The organism is Amorphoplanes digitatis (genome assembly GCF_014205335.1).
Classification (GTDB): domain Bacteria; phylum Actinomycetota; class Actinomycetes; order Mycobacteriales; family Micromonosporaceae; genus Actinoplanes; species Actinoplanes digitatus.
The window spans coordinates 3,523,985-3,550,346 of sequence record NZ_JACHNH010000001.1; the positions used below are offsets into that span (position 1 = coordinate 3,523,985).

21 protein-coding genes are annotated in these 26,362 nt (G+C 72.2%); 9 read left to right on the forward strand and 12 right to left on the reverse strand.

What is annotated here, in order from left to right:
• Window positions 1-4 precede the first annotated feature (4 nt).
• The gene (locus BJ971_RS15210; RefSeq protein WP_184993622.1) at window positions 5-1,057 is read right to left on the reverse strand and encodes a LacI family DNA-binding transcriptional regulator; all 1,053 of its coding nucleotides are present in this window, start codon (window positions 1,055-1,057) and stop codon (window positions 5-7) included.
• A 290-nt stretch (window positions 1,058-1,347) separates the two neighbouring features.
• Here BJ971_RS15210 and BJ971_RS15215 point away from each other — a divergent pair, with 290 nt between their 5' ends.
• The 6 genes from BJ971_RS15215 (at window position 1,348) to BJ971_RS41235 (ending at window position 9,708) form a co-directional block, all read left to right on the forward strand.
• Window positions 1,348-2,616 carry a Gfo/Idh/MocA family protein gene (locus BJ971_RS15215; RefSeq protein WP_184998875.1) on the forward strand — a complete coding sequence of 423 codons (1,269 nt, stop codon included), beginning with the start codon at window positions 1,348-1,350 and terminating at the stop codon, window positions 2,614-2,616.
• Window positions 2,617-2,639: 23 nt separating this feature from the next.
• Window positions 2,640-4,043, forward strand: coding sequence for a glucuronate isomerase (uxaC, locus tag BJ971_RS15220; RefSeq protein WP_184993625.1), 1,404 nt, complete (start codon window positions 2,640-2,642; stop codon window positions 4,041-4,043).
• Window positions 4,040-5,341 carry an enolase C-terminal domain-like protein gene (locus BJ971_RS15225; RefSeq protein ID WP_184993627.1) on the forward strand — a complete coding sequence of 434 codons (1,302 nt, stop codon included), beginning with the start codon at window positions 4,040-4,042 and terminating at the stop codon, window positions 5,339-5,341. Before uxaC ends, BJ971_RS15225 begins: the two co-directional genes overlap by 4 nt.
• On the forward strand, window positions 5,332-6,822 hold the full coding sequence (locus BJ971_RS15230; protein ID WP_184993629.1) for a mannitol dehydrogenase family protein: 1,491 nt from the start codon (window positions 5,332-5,334) through the stop codon (window positions 6,820-6,822). Before BJ971_RS15225 ends, BJ971_RS15230 begins: the two co-directional genes overlap by 10 nt.
• Window positions 6,819-7,973, forward strand: a complete 1,155-nt coding sequence (locus tag BJ971_RS15235; RefSeq protein WP_184993631.1) for a Gfo/Idh/MocA family protein — start codon at window positions 6,819-6,821, stop codon at window positions 7,971-7,973. The genes BJ971_RS15230 and BJ971_RS15235 overlap by 4 nt, the downstream gene beginning before the upstream one ends.
• 175 nt (window positions 7,974-8,148) lie before the next feature.
• The gene (locus BJ971_RS41235; RefSeq protein WP_239087281.1) at window positions 8,149-9,708 is read left to right on the forward strand and encodes a pectate lyase family protein; all 1,560 of its coding nucleotides are present in this window, start codon (window positions 8,149-8,151) and stop codon (window positions 9,706-9,708) included.
• 45 nt (window positions 9,709-9,753) lie between these two features.
• On the opposite strand, the gene BJ971_RS15245 is transcribed toward BJ971_RS41235, so the two are convergent.
• Window positions 9,754-10,548, reverse strand: a complete 795-nt coding sequence (locus BJ971_RS15245) for a DUF6807 domain-containing protein (RefSeq protein WP_184993633.1) — start codon at window positions 10,546-10,548, stop codon at window positions 9,754-9,756.
• Between the two features lie 109 nt (window positions 10,549-10,657).
• Here BJ971_RS15245 and BJ971_RS15250 point away from each other — a divergent pair, with 109 nt between their 5' ends.
• Both BJ971_RS15250 and BJ971_RS15255 read left to right on the forward strand, forming a co-directional pair.
• The gene (locus BJ971_RS15250; RefSeq protein ID WP_184993635.1) at window positions 10,658-11,017 is read left to right on the forward strand and encodes a hypothetical protein; all 360 of its coding nucleotides are present in this window, start codon (window positions 10,658-10,660) and stop codon (window positions 11,015-11,017) included.
• Window positions 11,018-11,095: 78 nt separating this feature from the next.
• A complete protein-coding gene (locus tag BJ971_RS15255; RefSeq protein ID WP_239087280.1) occupies window positions 11,096-12,205 on the forward strand; it encodes a peptidoglycan-binding domain-containing protein in 1,110 nt (369 codons plus the stop codon).
• Here the strand turns inward: BJ971_RS15255 and BJ971_RS15260 are convergent.
• From BJ971_RS15260 to BJ971_RS15285, 6 genes are all read right to left on the reverse strand, one after another.
• Entirely contained in the window at window positions 12,202-12,690 is a 489-nt protein-coding gene (locus BJ971_RS15260; RefSeq protein ID WP_260414983.1) for a DUF5956 family protein, read from the reverse strand. The two genes, BJ971_RS15255 and BJ971_RS15260, sit on opposite strands and share 4 nt — an antisense overlap.
• A 56-nt stretch (window positions 12,691-12,746) precedes the next feature.
• Window positions 12,747-14,144: a dihydrolipoyl dehydrogenase gene (lpdA, locus tag BJ971_RS15265; protein ID WP_184993639.1), complete on the reverse strand. Its 1,398-nt coding sequence runs from the start codon at window positions 14,142-14,144 to the stop codon at window positions 12,747-12,749.
• 60 nt (window positions 14,145-14,204) lie between these two features.
• Window positions 14,205-15,608 carry a family 43 glycosylhydrolase gene (locus BJ971_RS15270; protein WP_184993641.1) on the reverse strand — a complete coding sequence of 468 codons (1,404 nt, stop codon included), beginning with the start codon at window positions 15,606-15,608 and terminating at the stop codon, window positions 14,205-14,207.
• Window positions 15,605-18,145, reverse strand: coding sequence for an alpha-L-arabinofuranosidase family protein (locus BJ971_RS15275; RefSeq protein WP_184993643.1), 2,541 nt, complete (start codon window positions 18,143-18,145; stop codon window positions 15,605-15,607). Before BJ971_RS15275 ends, BJ971_RS15270 begins: the two co-directional genes overlap by 4 nt.
• Window positions 18,146-18,220: 75 nt before the next feature.
• A complete protein-coding gene (locus BJ971_RS15280) occupies window positions 18,221-18,997 on the reverse strand; it encodes a glycerophosphodiester phosphodiesterase family protein (RefSeq protein ID WP_184993645.1) in 777 nt (258 codons plus the stop codon).
• Complete coding sequence (locus BJ971_RS15285) at window positions 18,988-20,769, reverse strand: acyl-CoA dehydrogenase (protein WP_239087279.1); 1,782 nt, start codon at window positions 20,767-20,769, stop codon at window positions 18,988-18,990. Before BJ971_RS15285 ends, BJ971_RS15280 begins: the two co-directional genes overlap by 10 nt.
• 115 nt (window positions 20,770-20,884) lie before the next feature.
• Here BJ971_RS15285 and BJ971_RS15290 point away from each other — a divergent pair, with 115 nt between their 5' ends.
• A complete protein-coding gene (locus BJ971_RS15290; protein WP_184993647.1) occupies window positions 20,885-22,810 on the forward strand; it encodes a S41 family peptidase in 1,926 nt (641 codons plus the stop codon).
• Window positions 22,811-22,814: 4 nt separating this feature from the next.
• On the opposite strand, the gene BJ971_RS15295 is transcribed toward BJ971_RS15290, so the two are convergent.
• The 4 genes from BJ971_RS15295 to BJ971_RS15310 are packed head-to-tail and all read right to left on the reverse strand — an operon-like array spanning window position 22,815 to window position 26,359.
• Complete coding sequence (locus BJ971_RS15295; protein ID WP_184993649.1) at window positions 22,815-23,399, reverse strand: NADPH-dependent FMN reductase; 585 nt, start codon at window positions 23,397-23,399, stop codon at window positions 22,815-22,817.
• A gap of 56 nt (window positions 23,400-23,455) precedes the next feature.
• Window positions 23,456-23,881, reverse strand: coding sequence for an MmcQ/YjbR family DNA-binding protein (locus tag BJ971_RS15300; RefSeq protein ID WP_184993651.1), 426 nt, complete (start codon window positions 23,879-23,881; stop codon window positions 23,456-23,458).
• A complete protein-coding gene (locus BJ971_RS15305) occupies window positions 23,878-25,125 on the reverse strand; it encodes a D-arabinono-1,4-lactone oxidase (protein WP_184993653.1) in 1,248 nt (415 codons plus the stop codon). Before BJ971_RS15305 ends, BJ971_RS15300 begins: the two co-directional genes overlap by 4 nt.
• A 25-nt stretch (window positions 25,126-25,150) precedes the next feature.
• The gene (locus BJ971_RS15310; RefSeq protein ID WP_184993655.1) at window positions 25,151-26,359 is read right to left on the reverse strand and encodes a fatty acid desaturase family protein; all 1,209 of its coding nucleotides are present in this window, start codon (window positions 26,357-26,359) and stop codon (window positions 25,151-25,153) included.
• Window positions 26,360-26,362: the final 3 nt, after the last annotated feature.

Genomic DNA, 26,362 nt, shown 5'->3' on the forward strand with positions numbered 1-26,362 from the left:
GCGCTCACTCCTTGGCGTAGGAGGCGACAGCGTCGGGGGCGGCGGCAGCCGCGTAGCCCGGATCCGCATGGCTGTGCGGATCCGGGCCCGGTCCCGTCGAGTCGCGGATGACCAGTTCGGTCTGAAGGCTCGCGTGTGCGGTGGTGCGGCGGTCGTCGCCGTGCGCTAGGAGCATGTCGACGGCCGCCCGTCCCGCGGCGGCGGCAGGTGTCGCCACCGTGGTCAGCTTGGGGTGGATCAGGCGGCTCAGCGCGATGTCGTCGATGCCGACGACGCTGATGTCCTCGGGTACCCGCACGCGGAGCGCGTGCAGGCCCTGGATGAGGCCGATGGCCATGAGGTCGTTGTAGGCGAGCACGGCGGTGACGCCGCTGCGCAGGACCTGCTCGGCCGTTGCCGCGCCGCCGTGCTCGGTGGGCGGGTTGGGGCCGATGACGACGAGTTCGGCGTCGGCGGCCCGGGTCGCGGTCGCCGCCGAGCGGCGGATCTCCTTGCTGGTCCAGGAGCCGCGCGGTCCGGCGATGAGGCCGATCGAGCGGTGGCCGAGCCCGGCCAGGTGCTCGACCGCGAGCCGGGCGCCCTGCGCCACGTCCATGACGACCGTGGGCAGGCCGGCGATCGCCCGGTTGACGACGACCAGCGGCACCTCCCGGCTGAGCAGCTCGATCAGGCTGTTGCTCATCCGCGGGCTGCACAGCAGGATGCCGTCGACCTGCTTGGCCAGCGCGCGGACCAGGTCCTCCTCGACCGCGGCGTCCTCATTGGAGTCGGCGACGAAGATGTGGTAGTCCCGCTGCCGGGCCTGGCTCTCCGCGGCCTTGATCAGGGGCGGGAAGAACGGGTTGGCGATGTCGGCCACGATCAGGCCGACGTTGTACGTGCGGCCGGTGATCAGCGCCCGGGCCGCCCGGTTGGGCCGGTAGCCGAGCTGCTCGGCGCAGGCCAGCACGCGGGTCCGGGTCTCCGGGTTGACCAGGTGCGGCGCCGAGAACGTCCGGGAGACCGTGGAGATGTGCACTCCGGACTCCCGTGCGACGTCGCGAATCGTGGCTGGCACGCCGGCCCTTCCGTCGATGGATGTGGCTGTGGTCGGGGTCACTCTGGTCGCCAATTAATGCAAACGGTTGTAGCTCTGTCAACGGTCATTTATTGCGGCTTCGTGTCCGCTGTCCGCATTGAACGCCCACTGAGCACTCTCTAATAGGGATATATCGGCGCGAAACCGTGCGGATTTCTTGACGACGGGGCATCGACGTGTTTAGTTCTGCTGCAAACGTTTGCAGGAGGTGAGGCGCGGTGGACGGACGACGGCGCTACGCGTTGGTCGGTGCCGGTGCCCGGGCGGAGATGTTCGTGCGCGCGCTGGCGCTCGACCACGCCGGCACGGCCGAGCTGGTCGGCCTCGCCGACGTCAACCCGGCCCGGATGGCGGCGCACAACCGCTGGCTGGCGGAGCTCGGCGTCAAGCCGGTGCCCACCTGCGCGCCGGCCGGGTTCGCGGCGATGCTGCGCGCGGAGCGGGTCGACGAGGTGCTTGTCACCAGCGTCGACCGCACGCACGCCGAGTACGTGGTCGCCGCGCTCGACGCCGGCTGCGACGTGATCACCGAGAAGCCGATGACCGTCGACGTCGACGGCTGCCGGCGCATCCTCGACGCGGTCGAGCGGACCGGCCGGCGGGTGTCGGTCGCCTTCAACTACCGCTTCAACCCGCTGCACGAGGCGGTGCGGGAGGTCCTCGCAGCCGGCGAGATCGGCGAGATCGGCTCGGTCCACTTCGAATGGCTGCTCGACGTGCGGCACGGCGCCGACTACTTCCGGCGCTGGCACCGCGAGAAGGCCAACTCCGGCGGGCTGCTGGTGCACAAGTCGGGTCACCACTTCGACCTGGTCAACTGGTGGCTCGGCGCCGCGCCGGCGCAGGTGTACGCCGCCGGCCGGCTCTTCTTCTACGGTGAGAACGGGCGCCGGCACGGCTACGCCCGCGACTATCCGCGCGCGCACGGGCATCCCGCCGCGCAGGGCGATCCGTTCGCGCTGAGCCTTCGGGACAACCCGCGCCTGCGGGAGCTCTACCTGGACGCCGAGGCCGACGACGGCTACCGGCGCGACGTGAACGTCTTCGCGCCCGGCGTGACGATCGAGGACGACCTGGCGGTGCTCGTGCGCTACGACTCCGGCGCCACGATGACCTACCACCTGACGGCGTACGCGCCCTGGGAGGGCTACCGGGTCATGTTCAACGGCAGCCGGGGCCGCCTCGAGCTCGAGGTGGTGGAGAGCGACCACGTCAGCCCGGGCGGGGCGCGCGAGGTCAAGGGCGCCGCGCTGCACGGCGTCACCGAGGCCGTCGAGCACGGCCGGGCCGCGCTGACCGTCCGGCCGTTCTGGGCGCCGCCGCGCGAGGTGCCGCTGCCCGCGGCGTACTCACGCGGCGGGCACGGCGGCGCGGACACCCGGATGACCGCCGTGCTGTTCGGCGCCGCCGAGGACCCCATGCACCGCTCCGCCACCGCCCGTGACGGCGCCCTCGCGCTGCTCACCGGCCTCGCCGCCAACCGCTCCATCGAGACCGGAGCCCCGGTCCGCGTCGCGGACCTGCTCGACCTGCCCTGACCCGCTGCCGATCTGAGGTACCCATGTCCGACCTGCTGTTCGCGGCCGAACCCCGGCAGCGAGACATCGCCCGGGAGCTCTACGCCCTCGCCCGGGACCTGCCGCTGATCTCACCGCACGGCCACGTCGACCCCGGCCTGCTCGCCGGCGACGAGCCGTTCGGCGATCCGGCCCGCCTGCTCATCGTCCCCGACCACTACGTCACCCGGATGCTGCTGAGCCAGGGCATCCCGCTCGCCCGCCTCGGCGTGCCCAGCCGCACCGGCGTCCCCGTCGAGCAGGACCCGCGGGCGATCTGGCGGCTGCTCGCCGAGAACTGGTACCTGTTCCGCGGCACGCCGTCGCGGCTCTGGCTGGAACGCACGCTGTCCACAGTCTTCGGCGTCGACACCCGGCTCGGACCGGACACCGCCGACCAGATCTACGACACCGTCGCGGAGCGCCTCGCCGAGCCCGCGTTCCGGCCCCGCGCGCTGTTCGAACGGTTCGGCATCGAGGTGCTGGCCACCACCGAGTCGCCGCTGGACGATCTGAGCCGGCACGCCAAGCTGGCGGCCGACGGCTGGGGCGGGCCCGGCGGCCGGGTCATCACCACGTTCCGCCCCGACGACGTGGTCGACATGGAGTTCGACGGCTGGGCCTCGTCGGTGTCCCGGCTCGGCGAGATCACCGGCGAGGACACCGCCACCTACCGCGGGTACCTCGCCGCGCTTTGGTCGCGGCGGCAGGCGTTCCAGGCCGCGGGCGCCACCTCGTCCGACCACGGCCACCCGACCGCGCACACGACGCTGCTGACCTCGGCCGAGGCGGCGCGGCTCTTCGAGCGGGGCCTGCGCGGGCGGGCGTCGGCCGCCGACGCCGAGGCGTTCCGCGGGCACATGCTCGTCGAGTTCGCCCGGATGTCGATCGAGGACGGGATGGTGCTGCAACTGCACCCCGGCGCGGTGCGCAACCACAACCGCAGCCTGCACGCCGTGCACGGCCGCGACGTCGGCGGCGACATCCCGCAGGCGACCGACTACGTGCACGCGCTCGCGCCGCTGCTGGAGGCGTACGGCAACGACCCGCGGCTGCGGGTGGTGCTCTACACGCTCGACGAGGACGTGTTCACCCGGGAGCTCGCGCCGCTCGCCGGCGGCTACGCCGCGCTGTACCTCGGCGCGCCGTGGTGGTTCCTCGACTCGCCGGACGGGCTGCGGCGCTACCGCGACGCGGTCACCGAGACCGCCGGCTTCTACAACACGGCCGGCTTCGCCGACGACACCCGGGCGTTCTGCTCCATCCCGGTCCGCCACGAGGTGGCACGCCGCGCCGACGCGGCCTACCTCGCCCGGCTCGTCGCCGAGGGCCGGCTCCCGCTCGACGAGGCCGCCGAGACCATCGCCGACCTCGCCTACCACCTGCCGAAGAAGGTGTTCCGCCTGTGACCAGGATCGAATCGGTCGACGTGCACGACGTGCGCTTCCCGACCGCCGCGGCCGGCGACGGCTCCGACGCGATCAACCGCGGCGACTACTCCGCGACCTACGTCGAGCTGCGCACCGACACCACGCACACCGGCGCCGGGTTCACGTTCACCAACGGGCGCGGCAACGAGATCACCTGCGCCGCCGTCCGCGCGCTGGCGCACCACGTCACCGGGCGCACCCTCGCCGAGCTGAACGCGGACCCGGTGGGTTTCCACCGGAGCCTGACCGCCGATCCGCAGCTGCGCTGGCTCGGCCCGGAGAAGGGCGTCATCGCCATGGCGACCGGCGCGCTGGTCAACGCGGTGTGGGACCTGCGGGCGAAGGAGGCGGGCGTGCCGCTGTGGCGCCTGCTCGCCGAGATGCCGACCGCGGAGCTGGTCGCCTGCGTCGACTTCCACCACATCGGCGACGCGCTCACGCCGGCCGAGGCCACCGAGATCCTGGACAAGGGCCAGGCCGGCATGGCGGAGCGGCTGGCCGAGCTGGCCCGCGACGGATTCCCGTCCTACACCACCTCGGTGGGGTGGCTCGGCTACCCCGACGACAAGGTCCGCGGCCTGGCCCGGGCGGCGTACGCGCAGGGCTGGCGTGCGATGAAGATGAAGGTCGGCGGCGACCTCGACGACGACGTGCGCCGGGCCACGCTGATCCGCGCGGAGATCGGCCCGGACGCGCTGCTGATGATGGACGCCAACCAGGTGTGGGACGTCGAGGAGGCGATCACGGCGATGGGCCGGCTGGCCGCGCTGGACCCGTACTGGATCGAGGAGCCGACCCACGCCGACGACGTGCTCGGCCACGCCCGGATCAACCGGGCGGTCGCCGGGCTCACCGGCGGGCGCTGCCGGGTGGCGACCGGCGAGGTCGCCGCGAACCGGGTGATCTTCAAGCAGCTGCTGCAGGCCGAGGCGATCGGCGTCATGCAGGTCGACGCCTGCCGGGTCGCCGGGGTCAACGAGGTGCTCGCCGAGCTGCTGATGGCCGCCAAGTTCGGCGTGCCGGTCTGCCCGCACGCCGGCGGGGTCGGGCTCTGCGAGCTGGTGCAGCACCTGGCCGTCTTCGACTACCTGCGGGTGGGCACCTCCCTGGACGGACGGATGGTCGAGTACGTGGATCACCTGCACGAGCACTTCGAGGACCCGGTACGCACCAGCGGCGGCCGCTACCTGCTGCCGGACCGGCCCGGATACAGCGCCACCATGCGTACCGCGTCCATCGCCGAGTTCTCCTTCCCCGACGGCCCGGCATGGCGGTGACCACGGCGCCGCTGCTCGGGCTGGCCACCCTGGGCCGGCTGCCCGAGCAGAGCCGCCCGCTGCTGCGCCCCGGCTCCGTGCCCGCCGGGATCGTCCACCTCGGGCTCGGCGCGTTCCACCGGGCGCACCAGGCCGTGTACACCGAGGAGGCCGTCGCGGCCGCCGGCGGCGACTGGGGCATCGTCGGCGTCTCGCCGCGCTCGGGCACCATCGTCGCCGACCTGCTGGCGCAGGACCGGCTGTTCAGCGTGACGACCCTGTCCGGCGCGGGCCCGCGTACCCGGGTGATCGGCGCCCTGGCCGGCGTCCGGCACGCCGCGGCCGACCCGGGCGGCATCCTCGCACTGCTCGCCGACCCGGCGATCCGGGTGGTGACGCTGACCGTCACCGAGAAGGCGCACCGGCTCGACCCGGTGACCGGCGAGCTGGCGGTCGACGCCGCGCTGCTGACCGACCTGGCCGCCGCCGGGCCGCCGGCCACCATTCCCGGGCTGCTGGTCCGGGGCCTGCTCGCCCGCTACCGCGCCGACGCGGGCCCGCTCGCCGTGGTGAGCTGCGACAACTTCGCGTCGAACGGGCGGCGGCTGCACGGGATGGTCGAGCAGGCCCGGGTGCTGGTGCCCGGCGCCACCGGCGGCTTCGGCGACTGGCTGCGCGACAGCGTCACGTTCCCCGGCACCATGGTCGACCGGATCGTGCCCGCGAGCACGCCGGCCACCCTGGCCGTCGCGCAGGCCGAGCTCGGCGCGCGCGACCTGGCCGCGGTGCACGGGGAGCCGTACCGGCAGTGGGTGATCGAGGACCGCTTTCCCGGCGGGCGGCCGGCCTGGGAGAAGGCCGGCGCGGTGCTCGCGGACGACGCGGGCCCGTGGGAACGGCTGAAGCTGCGCTCGCTCAACGGCGTGCACTCGGCGCTGGCGTACCTCGGCGCGGTGGCCGGGCGCGAGACCATCGCCGCCGCGCTGGAGATACCGGGTATGCGCCCGGCGCTGGAGCGCTTCGTCGCCGAGGACGTCGCCGGCAGCTTCGAGCCGCCGCCGGGTGTCTCGGTCGTCGGCTACGGCGCAGGAGTGCTCGAGCGCTTCGCGAACCCGGCAATCGCGCACGCGACCCGGCAGGTGGCGATGGACGGCTCGCAGAAGCTGCCGCAGCGGGTGCTGCACACCATCATGGACCGCCGCGCGACCGGCGCGTCGCCGCGCTGGGGCGCGCTCGTGGTGGCCGGCTGGATGCGGTTCGTCCAGGGCCGCACGGACGACGGGCGGTCCCTGGACCTCGACGATCCGCTCGCCGCCGAGATCCGGGACCGGCTGGCGGCGGCGCCGTCGACCCCGCGGGGCGTCGTCGACGCCCTGTTCGGCCTGGACGCGGTCTTCCCGGCCGAGCTGGCGGCCGACGAGACGGTCCGCGAGCTCGTGATCGAATGGCTGACCGCCCTCGACCGGCACGGCGTCGAGGCAACGCTGGCCGGTGCCGCATGACCGTCCGGGTGGCGCTGGTCGGCGCGAACGGGCACGGCCGGTCCCATCGGCGCCGGATCGCCGAGCTCGAGGCGGCCGGGGTGCTGCGGCTGGTCGCGCTGGCCGACGTCCGGCCGATCGACGGGGATCCGCCGGTGCCGCCCGGCGTGGCCGTCTTCACGGACCACCGCGAGTTGCTCGCGACCCGGCCCGACGTCGTGGTGATCTGCACCCCGCCGCACACCCACCTGGCGATCGCCCTCGACGCCCTCGACGCCGGCTGCGACCTGCTGCTGGAGAAGCCGCCGGTGCCGACCCGGGCGGCGCACGCCGTCCTGGCGGCCGCCGCGGCGGAGGCGGGCCGGTCCTGCCAGGTCGGGTTCCAGGCGCTCGGCTCGCTCGCCGCGCGGCACCTCTTCGACGCGGTCGGTGCCGGCGTGCTCGGCGACCTGAGCGCCGTCACGACGGTGGCCTCCTGGCGGCGCGACGACGCGTACTACGCCCGCGCGCCGTGGTCGGGGCGGCGCACCGTCGCGGGCCGCCCGGTGCTCGACGGCGCCCTGGTCAACCCGCTCGCGCACGCGGTGATGCAGAGCCTGGCGGTTGCCGCGGCGGCGGGCGCGGGTGAGCCGGTCCTGCTGGAGGCCGAGCGGTACCGGACCCGGGACATCGAGGTCGACGACACCGCCTTCGCCCGGATCACGTTCCGCGGCGGACTGCGGCTGATGGCCGCGGTGACGCTCGCGGGGGAGGAGTTCATCCCGGGCGAGGTCGTGGTGACCGGCGCGGCCGGCCGCGCGGTACTGGAGTATCCGACCGACCGGCTCGTCATGCCCGGCCCGGCCGCGCCGCCCGGCCGCGTCGACCTGCTCGAGAACCTGATCGCGCACCGCCGGGATCCGGCCGGCACCCCGCTGGTGGCGCCGCTGGTGCGCACGGCGGACTTCACCACGGTGGTGGAGGCGCTGACCGGTCCCGGGGTGCCCGCGCCGCACCTGATCGACGACGCCCACGTGACCTCGGCCGGTGCGCCGCCGGGGCGCGTGCGGGTCATCGGCGGCATCAACGCGGTGCTGCGCGAGGCCGCGGAGACGATGCGGCTGCCCGCCGAGTCGGGCGTCGCCTGGGCCGTACCCGCATTCACGGAAAGTCTGTTGCAAACAACGGGATGACCGCCGCCGCGAAAAGCGGACCGAAGCGCATTACTCGGCCATTTGCCGGCCGTGACGATACGTTCTGGCCACTCTTGTGTGCAACATTTCTGCATATTTAAATTATTGAATGTCATAGATGTGAATGGGACCGTGAGGGAAGTGATAAAAGACCCCGTCTCCCCACGGAGGAATCATGCAGCGGAAACACCTGGCGAGGACGGCGGCGGCCACCGGCGCCGGCCTGCTCGCCCTCGCCCTGACCATCGGACTGGCGGGAACCGCCCGCGCGGCGACCCTGTTCAGCGACGACTTCAGCGGCGGAACCGGCTCCTGGTCGAAGTCCGGCGGTGACTGGTCCACGGTCACCGACGGCTCCGCCACCTTCCAGCAGGCCAACACCGGCAGCGAGCTGGCACGCCAGTTCGCCGGCGACACCGGCTGGACCGACTATCAGGTGCAGGCGCGGGTCAAGCCGCTGGCGTTCAACGGCAGCAACCGGCTGGTCGCCATCGGCGCCCGGTCGACGAGCGCGTCGAAGAGGTACCAGCTCGCACTCACCAATGCCGGCCGTGCCGAATTGCAGGCCGTCGACGGCAGCTCCATTACGGTGATCGGATCGGTGGCGCTGACGGTGAGCACCGGGTCGTGGTACACCCTGCGCATCGAGGCAAGCGGCAGCACCATCAAGGGCTTCGTCAACGGCAGCCAGATCGCCTCCGGCTCCAATTCCGCGTTCGGCGCGGGCCGGATCGTGCTGGTCACCGCGTACGCGTCGGCGCGCTTCGACGACGTCAGCGTCGACACCGTCGGATCGACCCCGACGACGCCGCCGACCACGTCACCGACCACACCACCCACCACTGCGCCCACGACCCCGCCGACCACCGGACCGACGTCCCCGCCGCAGACCGGCCTCGTCGGCTGGGCCACCCAGAACGGCGGCACCACCGGCGGCGGCAGCGCGGCGGCAACCACCGTCACCACCGCGTCCGCGCTGACCAGCGCGCTGGGCTCCACCTCGGCCGCGGTCATCCGGGTCTCCGGCACCATCTCCTGCTCCGGCATGCTGCGCACCCGGTCGAACAAGACCGTCATCGGTAACTCCGGCGCCACCATCGTCGGCTGCGGGCTCACCGTCAGCGGCGACCGCAACGTCATCATCCGCAACCTGACCTTCCGCGACTGGGACGACGACGCGATCAACGTGGAGACCTCGGCCACCAACATCTGGGTGGACCACAACACGTTCAGCAACGGCTACGACGGCGCGGTCGACATCAAGCGCGGCTCCGACTTCGTGACCGTGTCGTGGAACCGGATCTTCAGCCACGACAAGTCGATGCTGCTCGGCCACAGCGACGACAACGCCAGCCAGGACGTCGGCCACCTGCGGGTCAGCTACCACCACAACTGGTTCGACGGCTCGGGCACCCGGCACCCGCGGGTCCGCTTCGGCAACCCGGTGCACGTCTACAACAACTACTACTACAACAACGAATACGGCGTCGCCTCCACGATGAACGCCGGCGTGCTGGTCGAGGGCAACTACTTCGAGGGCGTCGACGACCCGACGCTCGTCGGCTACGCCGACTCCGGCCCCGGAACCCTGGTGCAGCGCAACAACTACTTCACCGGATCCGGTACGCCGCAGAGCGCGGGCTCGGTCGCCTCGATCCCGTACTCGTACCAGCTCGACTCGGCGTCGTCGGTGAAGTCCATCGTCACCGCCGGTGCGGGCGCGGGCCGCATCTGACCCCCGCTGGAGCGAGGGGCACCGTCGAGCGCGGTGCCCCTCGTGTCATGCCGCTATCTGCTCGCGGGTGAGCAGGCCGTCCGCGACCAGGACGGTCAGGTTCCGCTCCAGCGGGACGCCGGAGCGCACCACCAGCTCCTTCTCGAACGCCAGGGCCGCGCAGACGCCGGCGTAGCCGCCGTTTGCGGTGCGGACGAACCACCGGTCGTCGTCGCTCAGGCCGCGGAACACCAGCGTGTACGGCCCCGGGCCGGTCAGCGCCACCCACGGCTCGGCGCTGCCGTTCACCGCGTCCTCGCCCTCGTGGCGCGGCGTGAACGTGGTCGCGGGCCCGGGTGCCGCGCGCCAGAAGAAGCCGCCGTAGCCGGCGCCGTCCGGGCGGCCGTTCGTCGCCGGGCTGCCGAGCCGGACGTCGCGGTCGGCCGACAGCGCGTACGAGAAGGAGAGTTCCCAGCCCAGCGCCGCCGGCTCCGCGCGTACCGTGCGAACCTCGGTGAGCAGGACCTCACCCGCCGGGCTCAGCCAGTGCAGGCGCTCGGCGAAGCCGGCGCCGGGCGCCGGCAGCCACTCCACGTGCGCGATGCGGCCGTGGTCCTCGAGCCAGGTGTAGCCCTGGCCGCGCACGTAGGTCCTGCCGCCCCACAGGTTGACGCCGTCGGCGTCCTGCATGGCCACCGAGACGCCGAGGTGCCAGCGATGGTCCTCCGGCAGGGCGTCGGTCACCGGAACGCCGCCGAGGGTGCGGACCGGGTGCAGGTAGGGCCGGGGGCCGAGCAGCGGGTCGACGTCCGGCTCGGCCTGGTACTCCGCGACGACGGCGGCGCCGGCCATGATTCGCATTCCGGGACGGTACCGCGCCGGACGACTATGTTCATATTCGGCACGGGATCTGATCCACTGTGGGCGACGGCGACCAGCGCGGGTTGCCGCGAGCAGAGAGGATGCGTATGTGGGCACCCGAGAGACACCGGATCACATACTCGACCAGCTGCTCGTCGGCCTGGTGTTCTACGAGGCCGAGCTGACCCTCATGCACTTCGAGCCCGGTGGCACTGCGCTCATCAGCGACGCGTTCGGCGACGTGTTCGCCTGGCTGTGGCGGGAGAACCCCGCAAAGGCGACCATGATGGTCGCGGACTACCTGGCCGAGCTGCGCTTCTACCACCACAACGCCAACCGGACCCTGGGGCTCGAGGCGGTGCTGGAGGGCCTGCCGCCGTCGCTGCGCGGAGTGCCGCCCGAGGAGGTGGCGGCGATGCAGGACACGCTGCGCCGCGACGTGCCGATGTACGTCAGCCAGGGCGACTGATCCCTCACCCGGCGCGGATGATCCGCATCGGTCGCCGGCCTGGAACTCTGCGGTGGACGGTTCCGCCGAGCGGAAGGCGTGACGGCCTTGGTTGAGGTGCAGCGCCGCGTGTGGATCATCGTGATCGCGACGATGCTCGCGGTCGCCGGCTGCGGTGGCGGCGACGGCGGCGGCCAGGTGCGGCTCGCCGAGAAGCGGCTGGCCGACAAGCAGCAGGCACTGACCGAGGCGCAGGCCGAGCTCGCCGGCCGGGTCGACGCGTTCTGCCGCACCAGCGCCGGCTACGTCACCGCGCTGGACCGCTACGGCGACCTCATCAACGAGACCGCGCCGACCGTCGGCGACGTCAAGGACGCCGGTGCCGACCTGACCGAGCCGCGCGGGGACGTCATCGCCGGCGCCGAGCAGGTCGCCGCCGCCCGCCAGGAGCTGGCGACGGCCGAGAAGGAGCTGGCCGAGGCCACCGAGGCGCTGGCGGCCGCCCGCGCCGGGGCGTCCCTGTCGCCGGCGCCGTCACCGCCGTCCGCGTCGCCGTCGGTCGCCGCGACCCTGCCGGCCGCGACGGTGAACCGGGTGAAGCAGGCCGACGCCGACTTCACCGCGGCGCAGGCCGGCGTCACCGACCAGACGCCGCTGCGGCAGGCGTCGGAGCGGTTCAACGCCGCGGCCGTCGCGCTGGAGATGTCGTGGCTGCGGCTGCTCGCCGACGCCGGCTGCCTGAGCGGGGAGCAGGAGGACGCGGCCCGCGACTACACCGAGGCGGTACAGAAGTCGCTGGCCGAGGCCGGCTACTACGACGACGAGGTCGACGGCGTCTACGGACCTTCGACCGTCGCGGCCGTGCAGGCCCTACAGAAGGCGAACGACCTGCCCGAGACCGGTGCCTTCGACAAGGCCACCGCCGCGGAGCTGGAGGCGGAGCTGCGGGCCAAGGGCGGCGCGGCCGCGGGGGAGGCCATCGCGTCGACCGCCGCCCTCCAGCAGACCCTCAAGCTGGCCGGCTACTGGACCGGCCCGGTGGACGGCACCTGGACCCCGGAACTGACCGAGGCCCTGAAGTCCTTCCAAGAGGCCCTGCACGTCGAGCCGACCGGCGAGGTGGACGCGGCGACGATCGCCGCGTTCGAGCACGCCATGGCGCAGCGGTCGGCGCCGCCCGCGACCCCGTCGCCGTCCCCGAGCCGCTAGGCAGGTGGCCGGTACAGCCGGGCGACCTCTTCGGCGACGACGTCACGGATGGCCCGGGGATGCATGCTTGTCGTCCCCGAGCCGGCCAGTGCCTGGTTGATCGATGAGTCGAGGGTTGCGGGGGTGATTCCGGGCGGCAGGACCTGGAACCAGCGGTAACCGCCCGGTCGCTCCGGTACCCCCGCGTCGCGGAGGTAGGAATTCACGGACTCGTCGAACATCTCCGCCTGGTCCGGTGTCTCGGGTTGCCGGTGCGTCGCGTGACCCTGGGGGATGGGTACGGTCACGTCCCAGAATTGCGGTCGGTCTTCCGGGTAGCGAACGATGTTCTCCGGCCCGGCCAGCCATGCGATGAACATGTGCCAGCCACTGTGGCCGCATTCCCAGTAGTCGCCCCACGGTGTCGGGACAGGGTCGTCGTCGTCGACGTCGGGCGGCCGGCAAGGAAGTAGCCGGGCCCGCACCCATGCGCTGCCACCCACCATGGTCGCCCCTGTTCGTCGCCCGGCCGGCCTGGTGGCCGGCCGGGCACGGCGTGCGGTCAGAGGTTGATCATGTGGCCGGTCAGGCCGTGGAACGCCTCCTGGAGGGCCTCGCTCAGCGTGGGGTGGGTGTGCACGTTGCGGGCCAGTTCGTTGGCCGTCAGGTCCCACTTCTGCGCCAGCGTCAGCTCGGGCAGCAGCTCGGAGACGTCCGGGCCGATCAGGTGGCCGCCGAGCAGCTCGTTGTACTTGGCGTCCGCGACCAGCTTCACGAAGCCCGTCGGCTCGGCGAGGCCGTGTGCCTTGCCGTTCGCGGTGAACGGGAACGTCGAGACCTTCACGTCGTAGCCCTCGTCGCGGGCCTGCTGCTCGGTGAGGCCGAAGCTGGCGACCTGCGGCTGGCAGAACGTCGCCCGCGGCATCATCCGGTAGTCGCCGAGCGTCATCGTCTCGGCGCCGCCGATCGTCTCCGATGCCACCACGCCCTGTGCCTCCGCGACGTGTGCGAGCTGGAGCTTGGAGGTCACGTCGCCGATCGCGTACAGGTGGGGGATGTTCGTCCGCATGTGATCGTCGATCTCGATCGCGCCGCGGTCGGTCAGCTTGACGCCGGTGTTCTCCAGGCCGAAGCCCTCGACGCGGGGGGCGAAGCCGACCGACATCAGGACCCGGGCCGCCTCGATCGTCTCGGTCTTGCCGTTCCTGGTGTAGGACACCACGACCGACGAGCCCTTGTCGGTCACCGTCTCCACCTTGGCCGACGTGACGATCGGGATGCCGAGCTTGCGGTACTGCTTGGTGATCTCCTTCGACACGTCGGCGTCCTCGTTGGGCAGGGCCCGGTCGAGGTACTCGACGATGGTGACGTCGACGCCGTAGTTCTTCAGGACGTAGCCGAACTCCATGCCGATCGCGCCGGCGCCGACGATGACGATCGACTCCGGCAGGTCGCGGTCCAGGATCTGGGTCTCGTAGGTGACCACGTTGTCGCTGAGCTCGACGCCGGGCAGCAGCCGGACGGTCGAGCCGGTGGCGATGATCGCGTTGTCGAACGTGAGGGTCTGCGAGCCGCCGGTGCTGAGCGCGACGTCGAGGGTGTTCGCGTCGCGGAACGTGCCCAGCCCGTCGTACTCGGCGATCTTGTTCTTCTTCATCAGGTAGTGCACGCCCTTGACGCGGCCGTCGGCTACCGTGCGGCTGCGGTCGAAGGCCGCGCCGAAGTCGAAGCTCACCTCGCCGGTGATGCCGAACGTCTTCGCCTGGGTGTGGAAGATGTGCGCCAGCTCGGCGTTGCGCAGCAGCGCCTTGGACGGGATACACCCGACATTGAGGCACACACCACCCCAGTACTTCTCCTCGACCACGGCCGTGCGCAGGCCGAGCTGGGCCGCGCGGATCGCCGCGACGTAGCCGCCCGGTCCCGCGCCGAGGACGATCAGGTCGTAGTGCTCGCTCATGGTGAGGCTCTTCCGCGTCGACGTCAGATCGGTACGCAAGAAGTATCCCGCAGCGTGGGCTCAGCCGAGCAGGAAGACCGACGCGTCGCCCGTCACCACCCTGCCTCGGTCGTGCCGAAGGTAGCGGGTGGCGTCGCCGGCGAGCTGGATGCGGACGCCCCGGCCCGCCGGCAGCCTGCGGAAATCCGTCGGCGTGCCGGTCTCGAGGCGTACCGCGCCGTCGACGACCCGGACGTGCCGATCGGGGAGATCGACCGACTGGATCACCTCCGTGCCGCCCGCGGACGGCACGAAACGGAACTGGGTGTCGGCGAGCGCGTGGCCCGGCGGGCCGACGACCAGGGAGGAGTCGTCGTGCCGTACGAACCACGCGCCGCGCTCGGCGGGGGAGAGGCGCACGATCGGCCCGCCCGCACCGACCGGCACGCCGAACAGCGGCGTGCCGTCCGGGTGCCAGTAGAGCCGCTGCACCCGGGTGTGCCGGTTGGGGTCGTAGAGCGGGTCGCCGACGATGTCGCGGTAGTCGCGGGCGTGGTAGACCAGCACGTCCGTGACGCCGTCCTCGGCGACGGTGAAGCTGTTGTGCCCCGGGCCGTACCGGCCGGTCGCGGTGTTCGTGGTGAGGACCGGGTCCGGGGTCTTGGTCCAGGACGCGTGCGACAGCAGGTCGGCGCGGGCGTCGGCGGTCAGCAGGCCGACGCAGTAGCGCGCGTCGGTGGCGCTGGCGGAGAAGGTCACGAAGACCCGCCCGTTGCGTACCAGCACGGCCGGGCCCTCGTTGACCCGGTAACCCTGTATCTCCCAGCTCCGGGTGGGGGTGGCGATCCGGGTCGGCTTGCTCCTCAGCGCCAGGGGCGAGCTCATCTCGGCGATGTAGAGGCTGGTGTTCACCGCGATCTCCGGCTCGCTCTGCGCCCACACCAGGTAGCGGCGGCCGCGGTGGGCGAACGTGGTGGCGTCCAGCGTGAAGCCGTCCCATTCGGTCGCGAGCTGGCCGCGCAGGGTCCAGCCGGCCGGGTCGGTGGGGTCGTCCAGCGGGGACTCCAGCACGTACGTCCGGATCCGGAAGACGTTGCCGGCGTCGCCGGCGGCGAAGTAGATGTACCAGCGCCCGCCGATGCGGTGCAGCTCCGGCGCCCAGATGTGCCCGCCCATCGGGCCCGTCGCCGGGCGGCGCCAGACCACCGACTCGGTCGCCGTGGCGAGCCCGGCGATGGTGGTCGCCCCGCGTACGACGACGCGGTCGTACTCCGGCACCGAGGCGGTGAAGTAGTAGCGCCCGCCGGTGCGCGGGGTGATGAACGGATCGGCGCGCTGCTCGATCAGCGGGTCGGCCGTCGGCACCCCGTAGATCTCCGCGTCGGTGCGGGCGCCGTGGTCCAGGGCCGGGGCGGTGAGTGCACCGACGCCGGCGACGCCGAGCCCGCCGCGCAGCAGGGTACGGCGGCTGATGTCGTTGGTCATGACGGTGTACCCCTCAGGCGCAGGAACGTGACGGAGTTCGGGGCGAACGTCCGGGTGAAGGTGGACGCGATGCCGCCGACGGTCGTGGTGACCGGCTGGATCGGCTCGGCGGAGCGGGTGTTCTGCTCCTGCGGGTCGCCGGCGATGACGGTCATCCGGGCCCGGCTCGCCACCTTGCGGCCGCCCAGGTCGATCGTGGTCACGGCCGGGACGTCCTGCGCGTTGACGACCTTGACGATCAGCTCGCCGGTGGCGTCGTCGTGCGTGATCACCTGCGCGAACGGCTCGGTCACCTGGTTGTCGGTGAAGCTGCCCCACTCGGCGCCGTCGAGGAACAGCCGCACCGTGGTGCCGCGTACCTCGATCCGGATGTCGTAGGTGACCCCGGCCGCGATGCTGTTCGGCTTGGCGAGCACGATCTCCTTGCTGCCGCCCGCGCCCTTCTGGATCGCGCCCTGCGTGTTGTTCCAGCCGCCGAGGTTCCACCAGTAGAGCTCGCCGGACTCCTGCACGCCGAACGCGACGAGGAAGCCCTCGGCGCCGGTCTGCTTGGTGGCCTTCAGCGTCAGGTCGTAGTCGGTAGCGGTGATGTTCCCGGCCTTGACCAGGGTGTCCAGCGCGGCGGTGTCGCTCTGGCGGTAGCCGCCGTCGACCACGGACCAGGCGCCGCGCGGCTCGACCGGCGTCCACTGCCCGGCGCCGCCGGAGAAGTCGTCGGAGAACAGGACCTGGCCGCCGGGCGTGGTCACCGCGATGTCGTCGTAGGTCGCCGCGGTGGCCCAGGTGGAGAGCCCGATCGCGCCGGTGATCGGCTTCGGCTCGATGACCTTGCCGGTGGCCCGGCTCGGCACCACCCGGTCGCCGACGTTGTTCATGAAGAGCTTCTGCATCTGGTAGCTGGTCGTGCCCCACGACTCGTCGTTGTCGAACCAGATCATGTCCGGCCGCCACTGCACGTTGTCGATGTTGGCCAGCAGCGGCGCGTACGAGGCCATCCGCACCACGTCGGCGTTGCGCTCCAGCCCGGTCATGTACGACGCCTCGGACAGCGAGTTGAACAGCTTGGTGTCCAGCGAGGCGTACTCGCCGAGGAAGACCTTCGGCCCGGCGCGGTCGTAGCCGTCGTAGCGCCGGTTGTTGCCGAGGAACCACGCCGGGCTGTTGTAGTAGTGCTCGTCGACCATGGCCACCCCGGCGGCCCGGTTCTTGGCCCACAGGTTGTCGAAGGTCGCGCCCTGGTCGTCGGGCCCGGAGTTGCCCACGACCGTGATGCCGGGATATCTCGCGGCGATGGCGTCGCGGAACTTCAGGAAGTTGGCGAAGTAGGCGTCGGGCAGGTTCTCCTCGTTGCCGACCGCCACGTGGGTCAGCCCGAACGGCGCCGGGTGACCCATCCGGGCGCGCAGGGCGCCCCACTGCGAGCTCGCCGGCCCGTTGGCGAACTCGATCAGGTCCAGGGTGTCCTGGATGTGGCGCTGCAACAGCGCCGGGTCGTCGGTCGCCCGGTTCTGCCCGCAGCCGGTGACCAGCGCGGGAACCACCGGCAGCGGCATGGCGCCGATGTCCTCGGAGAACTGGAAGTACTCGTAGTAGCCCAGGCCGTACGACTGGTGGTATCCCCAGAAGTTGGCGTTGGCGGCGCGGGTCTCGACCGGCCCGACGGTGTCCTTCCACTGGTAGGAGCGGGCCCGGGGGAAGTTCGAGGCCGCGTCGTAGCCGTAGTGGCTGCCGGTGTTGACCAGGCAGCCGCCGGGGAAGCGCACGAAGCCGGGCCGCAGCGCCGCGATCTTCTCGGCGAGATCCCGGCGCAGCCCGTGGTTCTTGTAGGTGTCGCGGGGCATCAGGGAGACCATGTCGAGGCGCAGGGTCCCGGTCCCGCCGGCCAGGACCGCGAGGCGGCCCGCGTCGGTGGTCCGGCTCGCCCGCACCGGTACGGCGTAACGGGTCCAGCCGTCGCCCCGCACGGTCAGTTCGGCGGGCGCGGCCAGTGGTTCGCCCGCGGCGTCGCGCAGGACGACGGTCACCGGCGTGCCGGCGGGGGAGTCGCTGCGTGCCCAGAGCGAGAAGTCGTAGGTGGCGCCGCGCCGCACCGCGAACCCGGTGTTCCAGCCGGAGTTGGTCACGCCGTAGCGCCCGCCGTCCGGGCTGGTCAGGGCGAGCTTGAGGTAGGTGCGGTTGCGCTCGTTGAGGCGGTCGGCGTCGTTGACCGTCGACGCGCTGCCGGTGCCGCCGGACTCGCCGCCGGGCGTCCAGGCGGTCAGCCCGCGGTAGGACGTGTTGTCCGCCGGGAGGAACTCGAACGAGCGGTTGCGGACCAGCTCGGCGTAGAGGCCGCCGTCGGCCGCGAAGTTGATGTCCTCGAAGAACACCCCGTACATGGAGCCGGCGATCGCGGGGCCGGTGGCCGCCGGGTCGACCGTGATCGTGTAGTCGGGCGCGGCGGCCGGCGCCTCGGCCAGGACCGGTGCGGCCCCGCCGGTCGCGGCGACCAGCACCACGGCGGCGACGAGTCCGAGGAGTGCGCGTGACGGGGACATCCATGTCCTCCAGATGTGAACGTTAACAACGCGCGTCGATTATCATCGATGTGTCACGCGCCGTCAATGCTCCGGTTACCCGGCCGGCCAGGCGCCCCGGGCCGCGTACACGTCGCGGAGTACCGCGGTCCGGTCGGTCATGATGCCGTCCACGCCGAGGTCGAGCAGCCGGTGCATCTCGGCCGGGTCGTCGACCGTCCACACGTGCACCTGCAGGCCCAGCCGGTGTGCCCGGCCCACGAACCTGCGGTCGACGACGGTCACCGGTCCGAACCGCGCCGGTACCTGCGCCGCGGCCGCCGACGCCGGAAGCCGCAGCCGGGTGCCGGCCACCGAGGAGACCCGCAGGCGCAGCACCTCGCGCTGGCCGAGGGACGTCGCGATCCCGGGCCCCGCCAGGGCGCGGACCCGGGCCAGCCGGGCGTCACTGAACGAGGCGAGCAGGACCCGGTCCCCGGCGCCGGCCCGGCGGACCGCCTCCACCGTCGGCCCGGCGGCGTCGTCGGCCTTGACGTCGATGTTGAAGCGGACCTGTGGCCACGCGGCGAGGACGTCGTCCAGGCGGGGCACCGCTCCGGCCCCGCCGACCCGCAGCGTGGCCAGGTCGGCCCAGCGCAGGTCGGCCACCCGGCCCGCGGTACCGGTCAGGCGCCGCAGCGACGGGTCGTGGAACACCACGGGTACGCCGTCCGCGGTCGCGTGCACGTCCGTCTCCACGTACCGGTAGCCCAGCGCGACCGCCCGGCCGAACGCCTCGGCGGTGTTCTCGTCGCCCTCGGCGGCGCCGCCGCGGTGCGCGAACGCCAGCGGGACGGGCGAGTCGAGATAGCGGAAGCGGACGCCTACAGACACGCGTCGTCCAGGTCGGCGAGCAGGGTGTCACGGCTCTCCAGCAGGTCGAACCAGGTCGTGGTCCGCGGCAGCTCGTGGGCGAAGAAGTAGCGGGCCGCGAGGCGCTTGCCGTCGTAGAAGGCGCCCTCGCGGCCGGCCGCCGCCGTCGCCTGCTCCAGCCACATCCACGCGACGACCAGGTGGCCGGCCGCGTTCAGGTACGCGGTCGAGTTGGCCAGCGCGGTCGTCGGGTCCGCGTCCGACCACAGCTTTCCGGTGACCTCGACCAGGCGCGCGCAGCCGGCCTCGAGCCGCTCCGCCATCCACCCGAGCTCGGCCGGCGCGCGTACCGCGGCCTCGCGGATCTTGCCGACCAGCAGGCTCAGGCCCGCGCCGTCGCGCATCGTCACCTTGCGGCCGAGCAGGTCGAGGCCCTGGATGCCGTCGGTGCCCTCGTGGATCGGGTTGAGCCGGTTGTCGCGGTAGAACTGCTCGACCGGGTACTCGCGGGTGTATCCGTAGCCGCCGTGCACCTGGATGGCGTGGTCGTTGGCCTTCAGGCACCACCGCGACGGCCAGGCCTTCACGATCGGCGTCAGCATGTCCAGCAGCAGCGCGGCCTCGGCGGCCTCGGCGGTGTCGCCGGTGTGCTGCTCGTCGACGAGCCTGGCGGCGTACAGGATGAGGGCCAGGCCGCCCTCGACGTAGGTCTTGGACGCCAGGAGCATCCGGCGTACGTCCGGGTGCCGGATGATCGGCACGGGCGGCGCGGCCGGGTCCTTGCCGGCCACCGGCCGGCCCTGCACCCGCTCCCGGGCGTAGGCGAGCGCGTGCAGGTAGCCGGTGTAGCCGAGGGCGACCGCGCCGGCGCCGACGCCGATTCGTGCCGCGTTCATCATCTGGAACATGTAGGCCAGGCCCCGGCCCTCCTCGCCGACCAGGAAGCCCTCGCTGTCGGTGAAGGAGAGTGCGGCGTTCGTGGTGCCGCGGAAGCCCATCTTGTGGTTCAGCCCGACCAGGTCCACGCCGTTGCGCCGCCCGGGCACGCCGTCGGGGCCGACCACGTGCTTGGGCACGATGAACAGCGACAGGCCCTTGACGCCGGGCGGCGCGCCGGCGGCGCGGGCCAGCACCAGGTGCACGATCGTCTCGCTCAGCTCGTGGTCGCCGCCGGAGATCCACATCTTGCTGCCGGTGATCCGGTAGGTGCCGTCGCCCGCGGGCACCGCGCGGGTGGTGACGTCGCTCAGCGAGGAGCCGGCCTGCGGCTCGGACAGGCACATGGTGCCGGTGAACCGGCCCTCGACCATCGGAGCGACGAACCGCGCCACGTGCTCCGGCGCCGCGTAGGTCCGCAACAGGTTCGCGTTGCCCATGGTCAGCATCGGGTACGCGGAGGTGGCGATGTTCGCGGCCTGGAACCAGGCGAAGCAGGCCCGGTGCACGACGTGCGGGAGCTGGAGCCCGCCGTCCTCGGCGTCCAGCCCGCCGGCCAGCAGACCGGACTCGTTGAACGCGGTCAGCGCCGCCTTGACCTCGGGGATCACGTGCGCCTTCCCGTCGGCGAAGCGCGGCTCTTCGGTGTCGCCGCGCTTGTTGTGCGTGGCGAACTCGCGCTCGGCGATCTGCGCGGAGACCTGGAGGAACGCGTCGAACGTCTCCCGGGAGTGCTCGGCGAAGCGTGGCCGCGCGGTCAGCGACTCGACGTCGAGCCATTCGTAGAGCAGGAACTCGAGATCACGCTGCGAGAGGATGTTGGACACCGTGGTAACCGCCGTTTCGCGTTCGGGCACGTCGCCTCACACTAACGGCGCTTTCTCCAGTCATAGGCCCGACAGGTGTCTCGTGCGGCACAGCACCGGCTCGTACCGTCACGCACAGTCGCTACGGAGGTGCACTATGTCGATCATGGCCGAAGTCAAGTTGGAGGCCGACCACGGCCTGGGTGCGGTGCGGACGATGCCGCAGTTCCGCCAGGCAGCCGAGCAGTCGGCGCTGACCGCCGCCGACCGCCAGCTCCTACTCGACCAGGCCGCCCTGCTCATCGACACCGTGTACGTGCACCTGCTGCACAAGCGCGCCATGTACGCGATCGAGCCCTCCCAGCGGCTCCGGCTGCTGCGTCACCGGCTGGCCCGGCTGACCGACGCGCAGTTCCACGCCGAGCTGCTGCGGATCTTCATCGAGCTGCGCGACCTGCACACCAACTACGTGCTGCCGCGGCCGTACCAGGGCCCGTTCGCCTTCCTCGGCGTGCTGCTCGAACAGTTCTGGCGCGACGGCAAGCCGGGATTCCTGGTGTCCAAGACGTTCCCACACCTCACCGGCGACCCGCAGCTGGTGGACGGCGCCGAGATCACGCACTGGAACGGCGCGCCGATCGCGCTCGCGGTGGCCCGCAACGCCGACCGCGAGGCCGGCAGCAACGCCGACGCCCGGCTCGCCCGCGGGTGCGAGAGCATGTCGCTGCGCACGCTGGCGCTCTCCGCGGTGCCGGACGAGGACTGGGTCGACCTGCGCTACCTGGTCGACGGCACCGCGCACGAGACCCGGCTGCACTGGCGGGTCTTCGACACCAGCGCCGACCTCAACGGGCCGCTGCCCGACGCCGGCCCGTTCGCCGGCCTGACCGTGCCGTCGGCGCACCTGGTCGGGCTCGACCTGCGCACCGAGGTGGTCCGGCAGGCGAAGAAGCAGCTCTTCGTGCCGGCCGCCGTGGACGAGGAGCGCCGGGTCGCCGAGCAGGCCGGCGACGTGCCGGAGCCGACCGCCGAGCAGCTCGCCGCGGGCGAGATCCCGACGACCCGCCCGGACGAGCTGCGGGCCCGGGTCGTCACCACGCCCGCCGGCACCTTCGGGCACCTGCGGATCTTCACGTTCCACATGCGGGACCAGGGCATCGAGGCGTTCCTGAACGAGGTGATCCGGCTGCTGGACGCCCTGCCGAAGAACGGCCTGATCCTGGACGTGCGCGGCAACGGCGGCGGCTACGTGGTGGCCGCGGAGTTCCTGCTCCAGTTCCTCACCCCGCGCCGGATCCAGCCCGAGCCGATGCAGCTGATCAGCACCGACGCGACCCGCCAGCTCTGCGCGAGCGTCGACGACCTCGCCGACTGGCGCGCCTCGGTCGACCAGGCCATCGAGACCGGCGCGCAGTACTCCAGCGCGGTGCCGCTGTACCCGGCCGACGTGGTGAACAGCGTCGGGCAGGTCTACCACGGCCCGGTGGTGCTGATCACCGACGCGCTCTGCTACAGCGCGACGGACATCTTCTCCGCCGGCTTCCAGGACCACGAGATCGGCACGGTGCTCGGCATCGACGAGGCAACCGGCGCCGGCGGCGCGAACGTGTGGACCCAGCAGAACCTCGTGGACGGCTGGCGGAACGGCCCGTTCCGGCGGCTGCCCGCGAGCGCGCAGTTCCGGGTGGCGCTGCGGCGCTGCCTGCGCGTCGGCAGGCGCGCGGGCGAGCCGGTGGAGGACCTCGGGGTACGCCCGGACGAGCTGCACCGGATGACCCGCCGGGACCTGCTGGAGGGCAACGCCGACCTGCTGGCGAAGGCGGGCACGATCCTGGCCGCCGGCACGCCGCGGCGCCTCGACGCGGACGCGGGGCCGCGCACCCCGGCCGGCGTGGCGCTCTCGCTGACCACCGAGGCGCTGACCAGCGTCGACGTGTACGTGAACCAGCGGCCGGTGAAGTCGGTCCCGCTCACCGACGCCAAGCCGACGCTCCAGGTGCCGCTGCCCGCCGACGGCCCGGCGGTGATCCGGCTGGAGGGCTTCGACGGCGACACCCTGGTCGCGGCCCGCACGCTGGAGGTGAGCGCCTGACCGCTCAGGTGCGCACGGCGTCGTGCCGGGGCAGTACGGTCAGCACCCGGGTGATGTGGTCGCGGAACTCCGCCATGTAGGTGGCGAGGAAGGTCTTGGTGGACTCGTCCGCGACCCGGCCGCCGCCGGGGAAGGTCTCCGGCGTGAACTTGATGTACGCCTCCGGCGAGGTCATCTGCCGGGCGTTGCAGAAGCTCAGCACGGCGCGCAGGCTCTGCTGCGCGAGCGCGGTGCCGATCGCCCCGATGGAGGCGCCGATGACGGCCGTTGGCACGTGGTCGAAGGAGTTCTGGCCCCACGGCCGGGAGGCCCAGTCGATCGCGTTCTTCAGGGCACCCGGTATGGAGCGGTTGTACTCCGGGGTGACGAAGAGGATCGCCTGCGACCGCTGGATCGCCTCCTTGAGGGCGACGGCCTCGGGCGGGTACGCCGCGTCGTGGTCCGGGCTGTAGAGCGGCAGCTCGCGGATCGGGATCTCGGTGAACTCGAGGTCGTCCGGGGCGAGCGCGATCAGGGCCTTCGACAGCTCGCGGTTGATCGACGTCGACGAGAGGCTACCGACGAAGTAGCCGACCTTGAAGGTGGTCATCGTGCCATCCTCGCGCTCCGGGCACCCGCGCGCAGGCGAACCGCGGTATCCCGGGGTCAGGCCGGCGGGTGCGCGCTGAGCCACGCCGCCGCCCGGCGCGCGGACGCCCGGGACAGCCAGGCGTCCTGGATCACCTCGGCCAGTTCACCGTGGCTGAGCTCGCCGACGCGGGCGGCCCGCAGCAGAACGGACAGGTGGCCGTTGAAGTGCGCGGTGGTGAAGAACGGCGACGACCGGTCCTGTACCAGGGCCTGCTTGTCGGCGTCCGACGGCACCCAGAAGACGATGACGTCCGGGTAGCGCTCCCCGGTGGCGGGGTCGACCGCGTCCGGCCGCGGGTTGCGGAAGAAGACGAACGACTTTCGGCCCACCTGGTAGACCGGGTTGTCGCCGGAGCCGTACTCGACGGTGACGTGCGGCATGGCCGAGGCCAGCTCGTGCACGTCCTCGACCCGGGCCGGCCGGCTCGCGTCGTCGCTCATCGCGGGCCGAGGATCTCGTCCAGCCAGGCGTTGCGGAAGGTGCCGCCCGGGTCGTACCCGGCGACCAGCGCCCGGAAGTCGTCGAAGCGTTCGTAGCGGGACCGCAGGGTGGCCGGGTCCAGGGTGAAGACCTTGCCCCAGTGCGGCCGGGCCGAGAGCGGCGCGAGCCGCTCCTCCAGCGCCGAGACGGCCGGTAGGACCGCGGCCGTGTCGGCGATCCAGGTGAAGTGCAGGCCAAGGCTGTCGCGGTGGTAGTTCATGCTCAGCCACAGGTCGTCCGCCGCCACCGTGCGGATCTCGTTGACCTGAAGGACCGGCGCGACCGTCTCCCGCACCGAGGCGACCGCGTCGATGGCCTCCAGTGCCCGCTCGCGCGGGACCATCCACTCCGACTGGAGCTCCGCGCCCGTGCTCGGGCTGAACTCCATCCGGAAGTGCGGCAGCCGGGCGTGCCACGGGCCGGGCACGCCGAACTGCTCGGTGCTGTTGCCCGCCGGCACGCCCGGCACCGGGTGGCGCGGGCCGTCGGCGGGCCGCGCGCCGAACCACGGGCCGTCCGGCACCGGCTCGGTGTGCTTGAGCCAGGCGTGGTTGATGTCCGGCCCCGCCCAGTCGGTGAACAGGCTGACGCTGTAGCCGGCGCCGAGGATCTCCGGCAGGTCCGTCTCCAGGCTGGCGCGGGGCAGGTCGTCGTAGACGTACTGGCGGACCTCGAACGCCGGGACCACGTCGAGGGTCAGCTCCGTGACCACTCCCAGGGCACCGAGGCCGACCACGGCGCCGTCGAAGCCCTCGTCGCCGCGGCGCAGCGGCACCAGCTCGCCGTCGCCGCGGATCAGCTCGAGGGCCGCGACGGCGGTGGCCAGGTTGCCGTGGCGCACGCCAGAGCCGTGCGTGGCGGTGGCGACCGCCCCGGCGACCGAGATGTGCGGCAGCGACGCCATGTTGTGCAGCGCCAGGCCCTCGGCGTGCAGCCGCACGGCGAGCTCGCCGTAGCGGATGCCGCCGTCGACCCGGACGCTGCGGCGGTCCGCCGCGATCTCCACGACCCGCGGCAGGCCGTCGAGGCTGACCAGGTCGCCGGTCGTGTCGGCCATCCGGTTGAAGGAGTGGCCGCTGCCCAGGACCCGTAGCGGCCCTCCGGCGGCGACCAGTTCCTGAAGCCGGGGCACCGTCAGATCCCGGTGCACCCGGCTCGCGCCGAACGTGATGTTGCCCGCCCAGTTGCGCACCACTTCTGCCACCGCACCAGCGTAAGCGGTGCGGGGGTCAGGAGCCGGCGTGCGCCGGGGCCGAGTCCGTCGCCGGGCGCTGCCAGCGGGTGGCGGGCTGCTGCTTGCGGCCGCTGACCGGCCGGGGAGCGGCCGCGGCGATCTTGGCGGCGCCGCGGTTGGGCAGCGAGAGCCGGAAGACCTTGGCCCAGGCCGAGCCGACCTGCTTCGGCATCGGGCCGCTGACGTAGTTGAGGCCGTAGCGGTCGAACAGGTCGCGGATCTTCGGCGCGATCTCCTGGTAGCGGTTGCTCGGCAGGTCCGGGAAGAGGTGGTGCTCGATCTGGTACGACAGGTTGCCGGTCATGATGTGCATGAGGCGGTTGCCGTCGATGTTGGCCGAGCCGAGCATCTGCCGCAGGTACCACTCGCCGCGGGTCTCGCCCTCGATCGAGTTGCGCTCGAACGTCTCGACGCCGTTGGGGAAGTGGCCGCACATGATCACCGAGTGGGTCCAGAGGTTGCGGACCAGGTTGGCGACGGCGTTGGCGGCGAGGGTGTGCAGGAAGGAGCCGGTCGCGGCCGACAGCGCCGGGTGCACGACGTAGTCCTTCAGCATCTGCTTGCCGATCTTGCGGCGGACCTGCTTGAGCCGGGCCCTGAACTCCGGCGACCGGCGCCGCTTCTTGCTCTTGAGGTTGCGGCCCAGCTCCAGGTCGTACGCGGCGATGCCGTACTCGAAGAAGCAGGCGTTGACGAAGTTCCACAGTGGCTGTCCCAGGTAGACCGGGTGCCAGGGCTGCTGCTCGTCGACGCGCATGATGCCGTAGCCGAGGTCGTTGTCCTTGCCGACCACGTTGGTGTAGGTGTGGTGCAGCTCGTTGTGCGAGTGCTTCCACTGCTCGGCCGGCGACGCGTTGTCCCACTCCCAGGTGGTCGAGTGGATCTTCGGGTCGCGCATCCAGTCCCACTGGCCGTGCATGACGTTGTGCCCGATCTCCATGTTCTCGAGGATCTTGGCGACCGACAGGCCCGCCGTGCCGATCAGCCAGGCCGGCGGGAACAGCGAGAAGAGCAGGACCGCGCGGCTGCCCAGCTCGAGGCGCCGCTGCACGCTGATCACGCGACGGATGTACGCGGCGTCGCGCTCACCGCGGCTCGCCACGATCTCGTCCCGGATGGCGTCGAGCTCGCGACCGATGGCCTCGATGTCGTCGGCGGACAGGTGCGCGATCGGGTTGACGCTCTTGCGCTGCAACGTGGTCACGGG

Bases quoted from the DNA above. Each gene is read 5' to 3' on its own strand.
- BJ971_RS15215 (WP_184998875.1), top strand. From the start codon at position 1,348: ATGTTCGTGCGCGCGCTGGCGCTCGACCACGCCGGCACGGCCGAGCTG.
- uxaC (WP_184993625.1), top strand. From the start codon at position 2,640: ATGTCCGACCTGCTGTTCGCGGCCGAACCCCGGCAGCGAGACATCGCC.
- BJ971_RS15230 (WP_184993629.1), top strand. From the start codon at position 5,332: ATGGCGGTGACCACGGCGCCGCTGCTCGGGCTGGCCACCCTGGGCCGG.
- BJ971_RS15235 (WP_184993631.1), top strand. From the start codon at position 6,819: ATGACCGTCCGGGTGGCGCTGGTCGGCGCGAACGGGCACGGCCGGTCC.
- BJ971_RS41235 (WP_239087281.1), top strand. From the start codon at position 8,149: ATGCAGCGGAAACACCTGGCGAGGACGGCGGCGGCCACCGGCGCCGGC.
- BJ971_RS15245 (WP_184993633.1), bottom strand. From the start codon at position 10,548: ATGCGAATCATGGCCGGCGCCGCCGTCGTCGCGGAGTACCAGGCCGAG.
- BJ971_RS15260 (WP_260414983.1), bottom strand. From the start codon at position 12,690: ATGGTGGGTGGCAGCGCATGGGTGCGGGCCCGGCTACTTCCTTGCCGG.
- lpdA (WP_184993639.1), bottom strand. From the start codon at position 14,144: ATGAGCGAGCACTACGACCTGATCGTCCTCGGCGCGGGACCGGGCGGC.
- BJ971_RS15270 (WP_184993641.1), bottom strand. From the start codon at position 15,608: ATGACCAACGACATCAGCCGCCGTACCCTGCTGCGCGGCGGGCTCGGC.
- BJ971_RS15275 (WP_184993643.1), bottom strand. From the start codon at position 18,145: ATGTCCCCGTCACGCGCACTCCTCGGACTCGTCGCCGCCGTGGTGCTG.
- BJ971_RS15290 (WP_184993647.1), top strand. From the start codon at position 20,885: ATGGCCGAAGTCAAGTTGGAGGCCGACCACGGCCTGGGTGCGGTGCGG.
- BJ971_RS15295 (WP_184993649.1), bottom strand. From the start codon at position 23,399: ATGACCACCTTCAAGGTCGGCTACTTCGTCGGTAGCCTCTCGTCGACG.
- BJ971_RS15300 (WP_184993651.1), bottom strand. From the start codon at position 23,881: ATGAGCGACGACGCGAGCCGGCCGGCCCGGGTCGAGGACGTGCACGAG.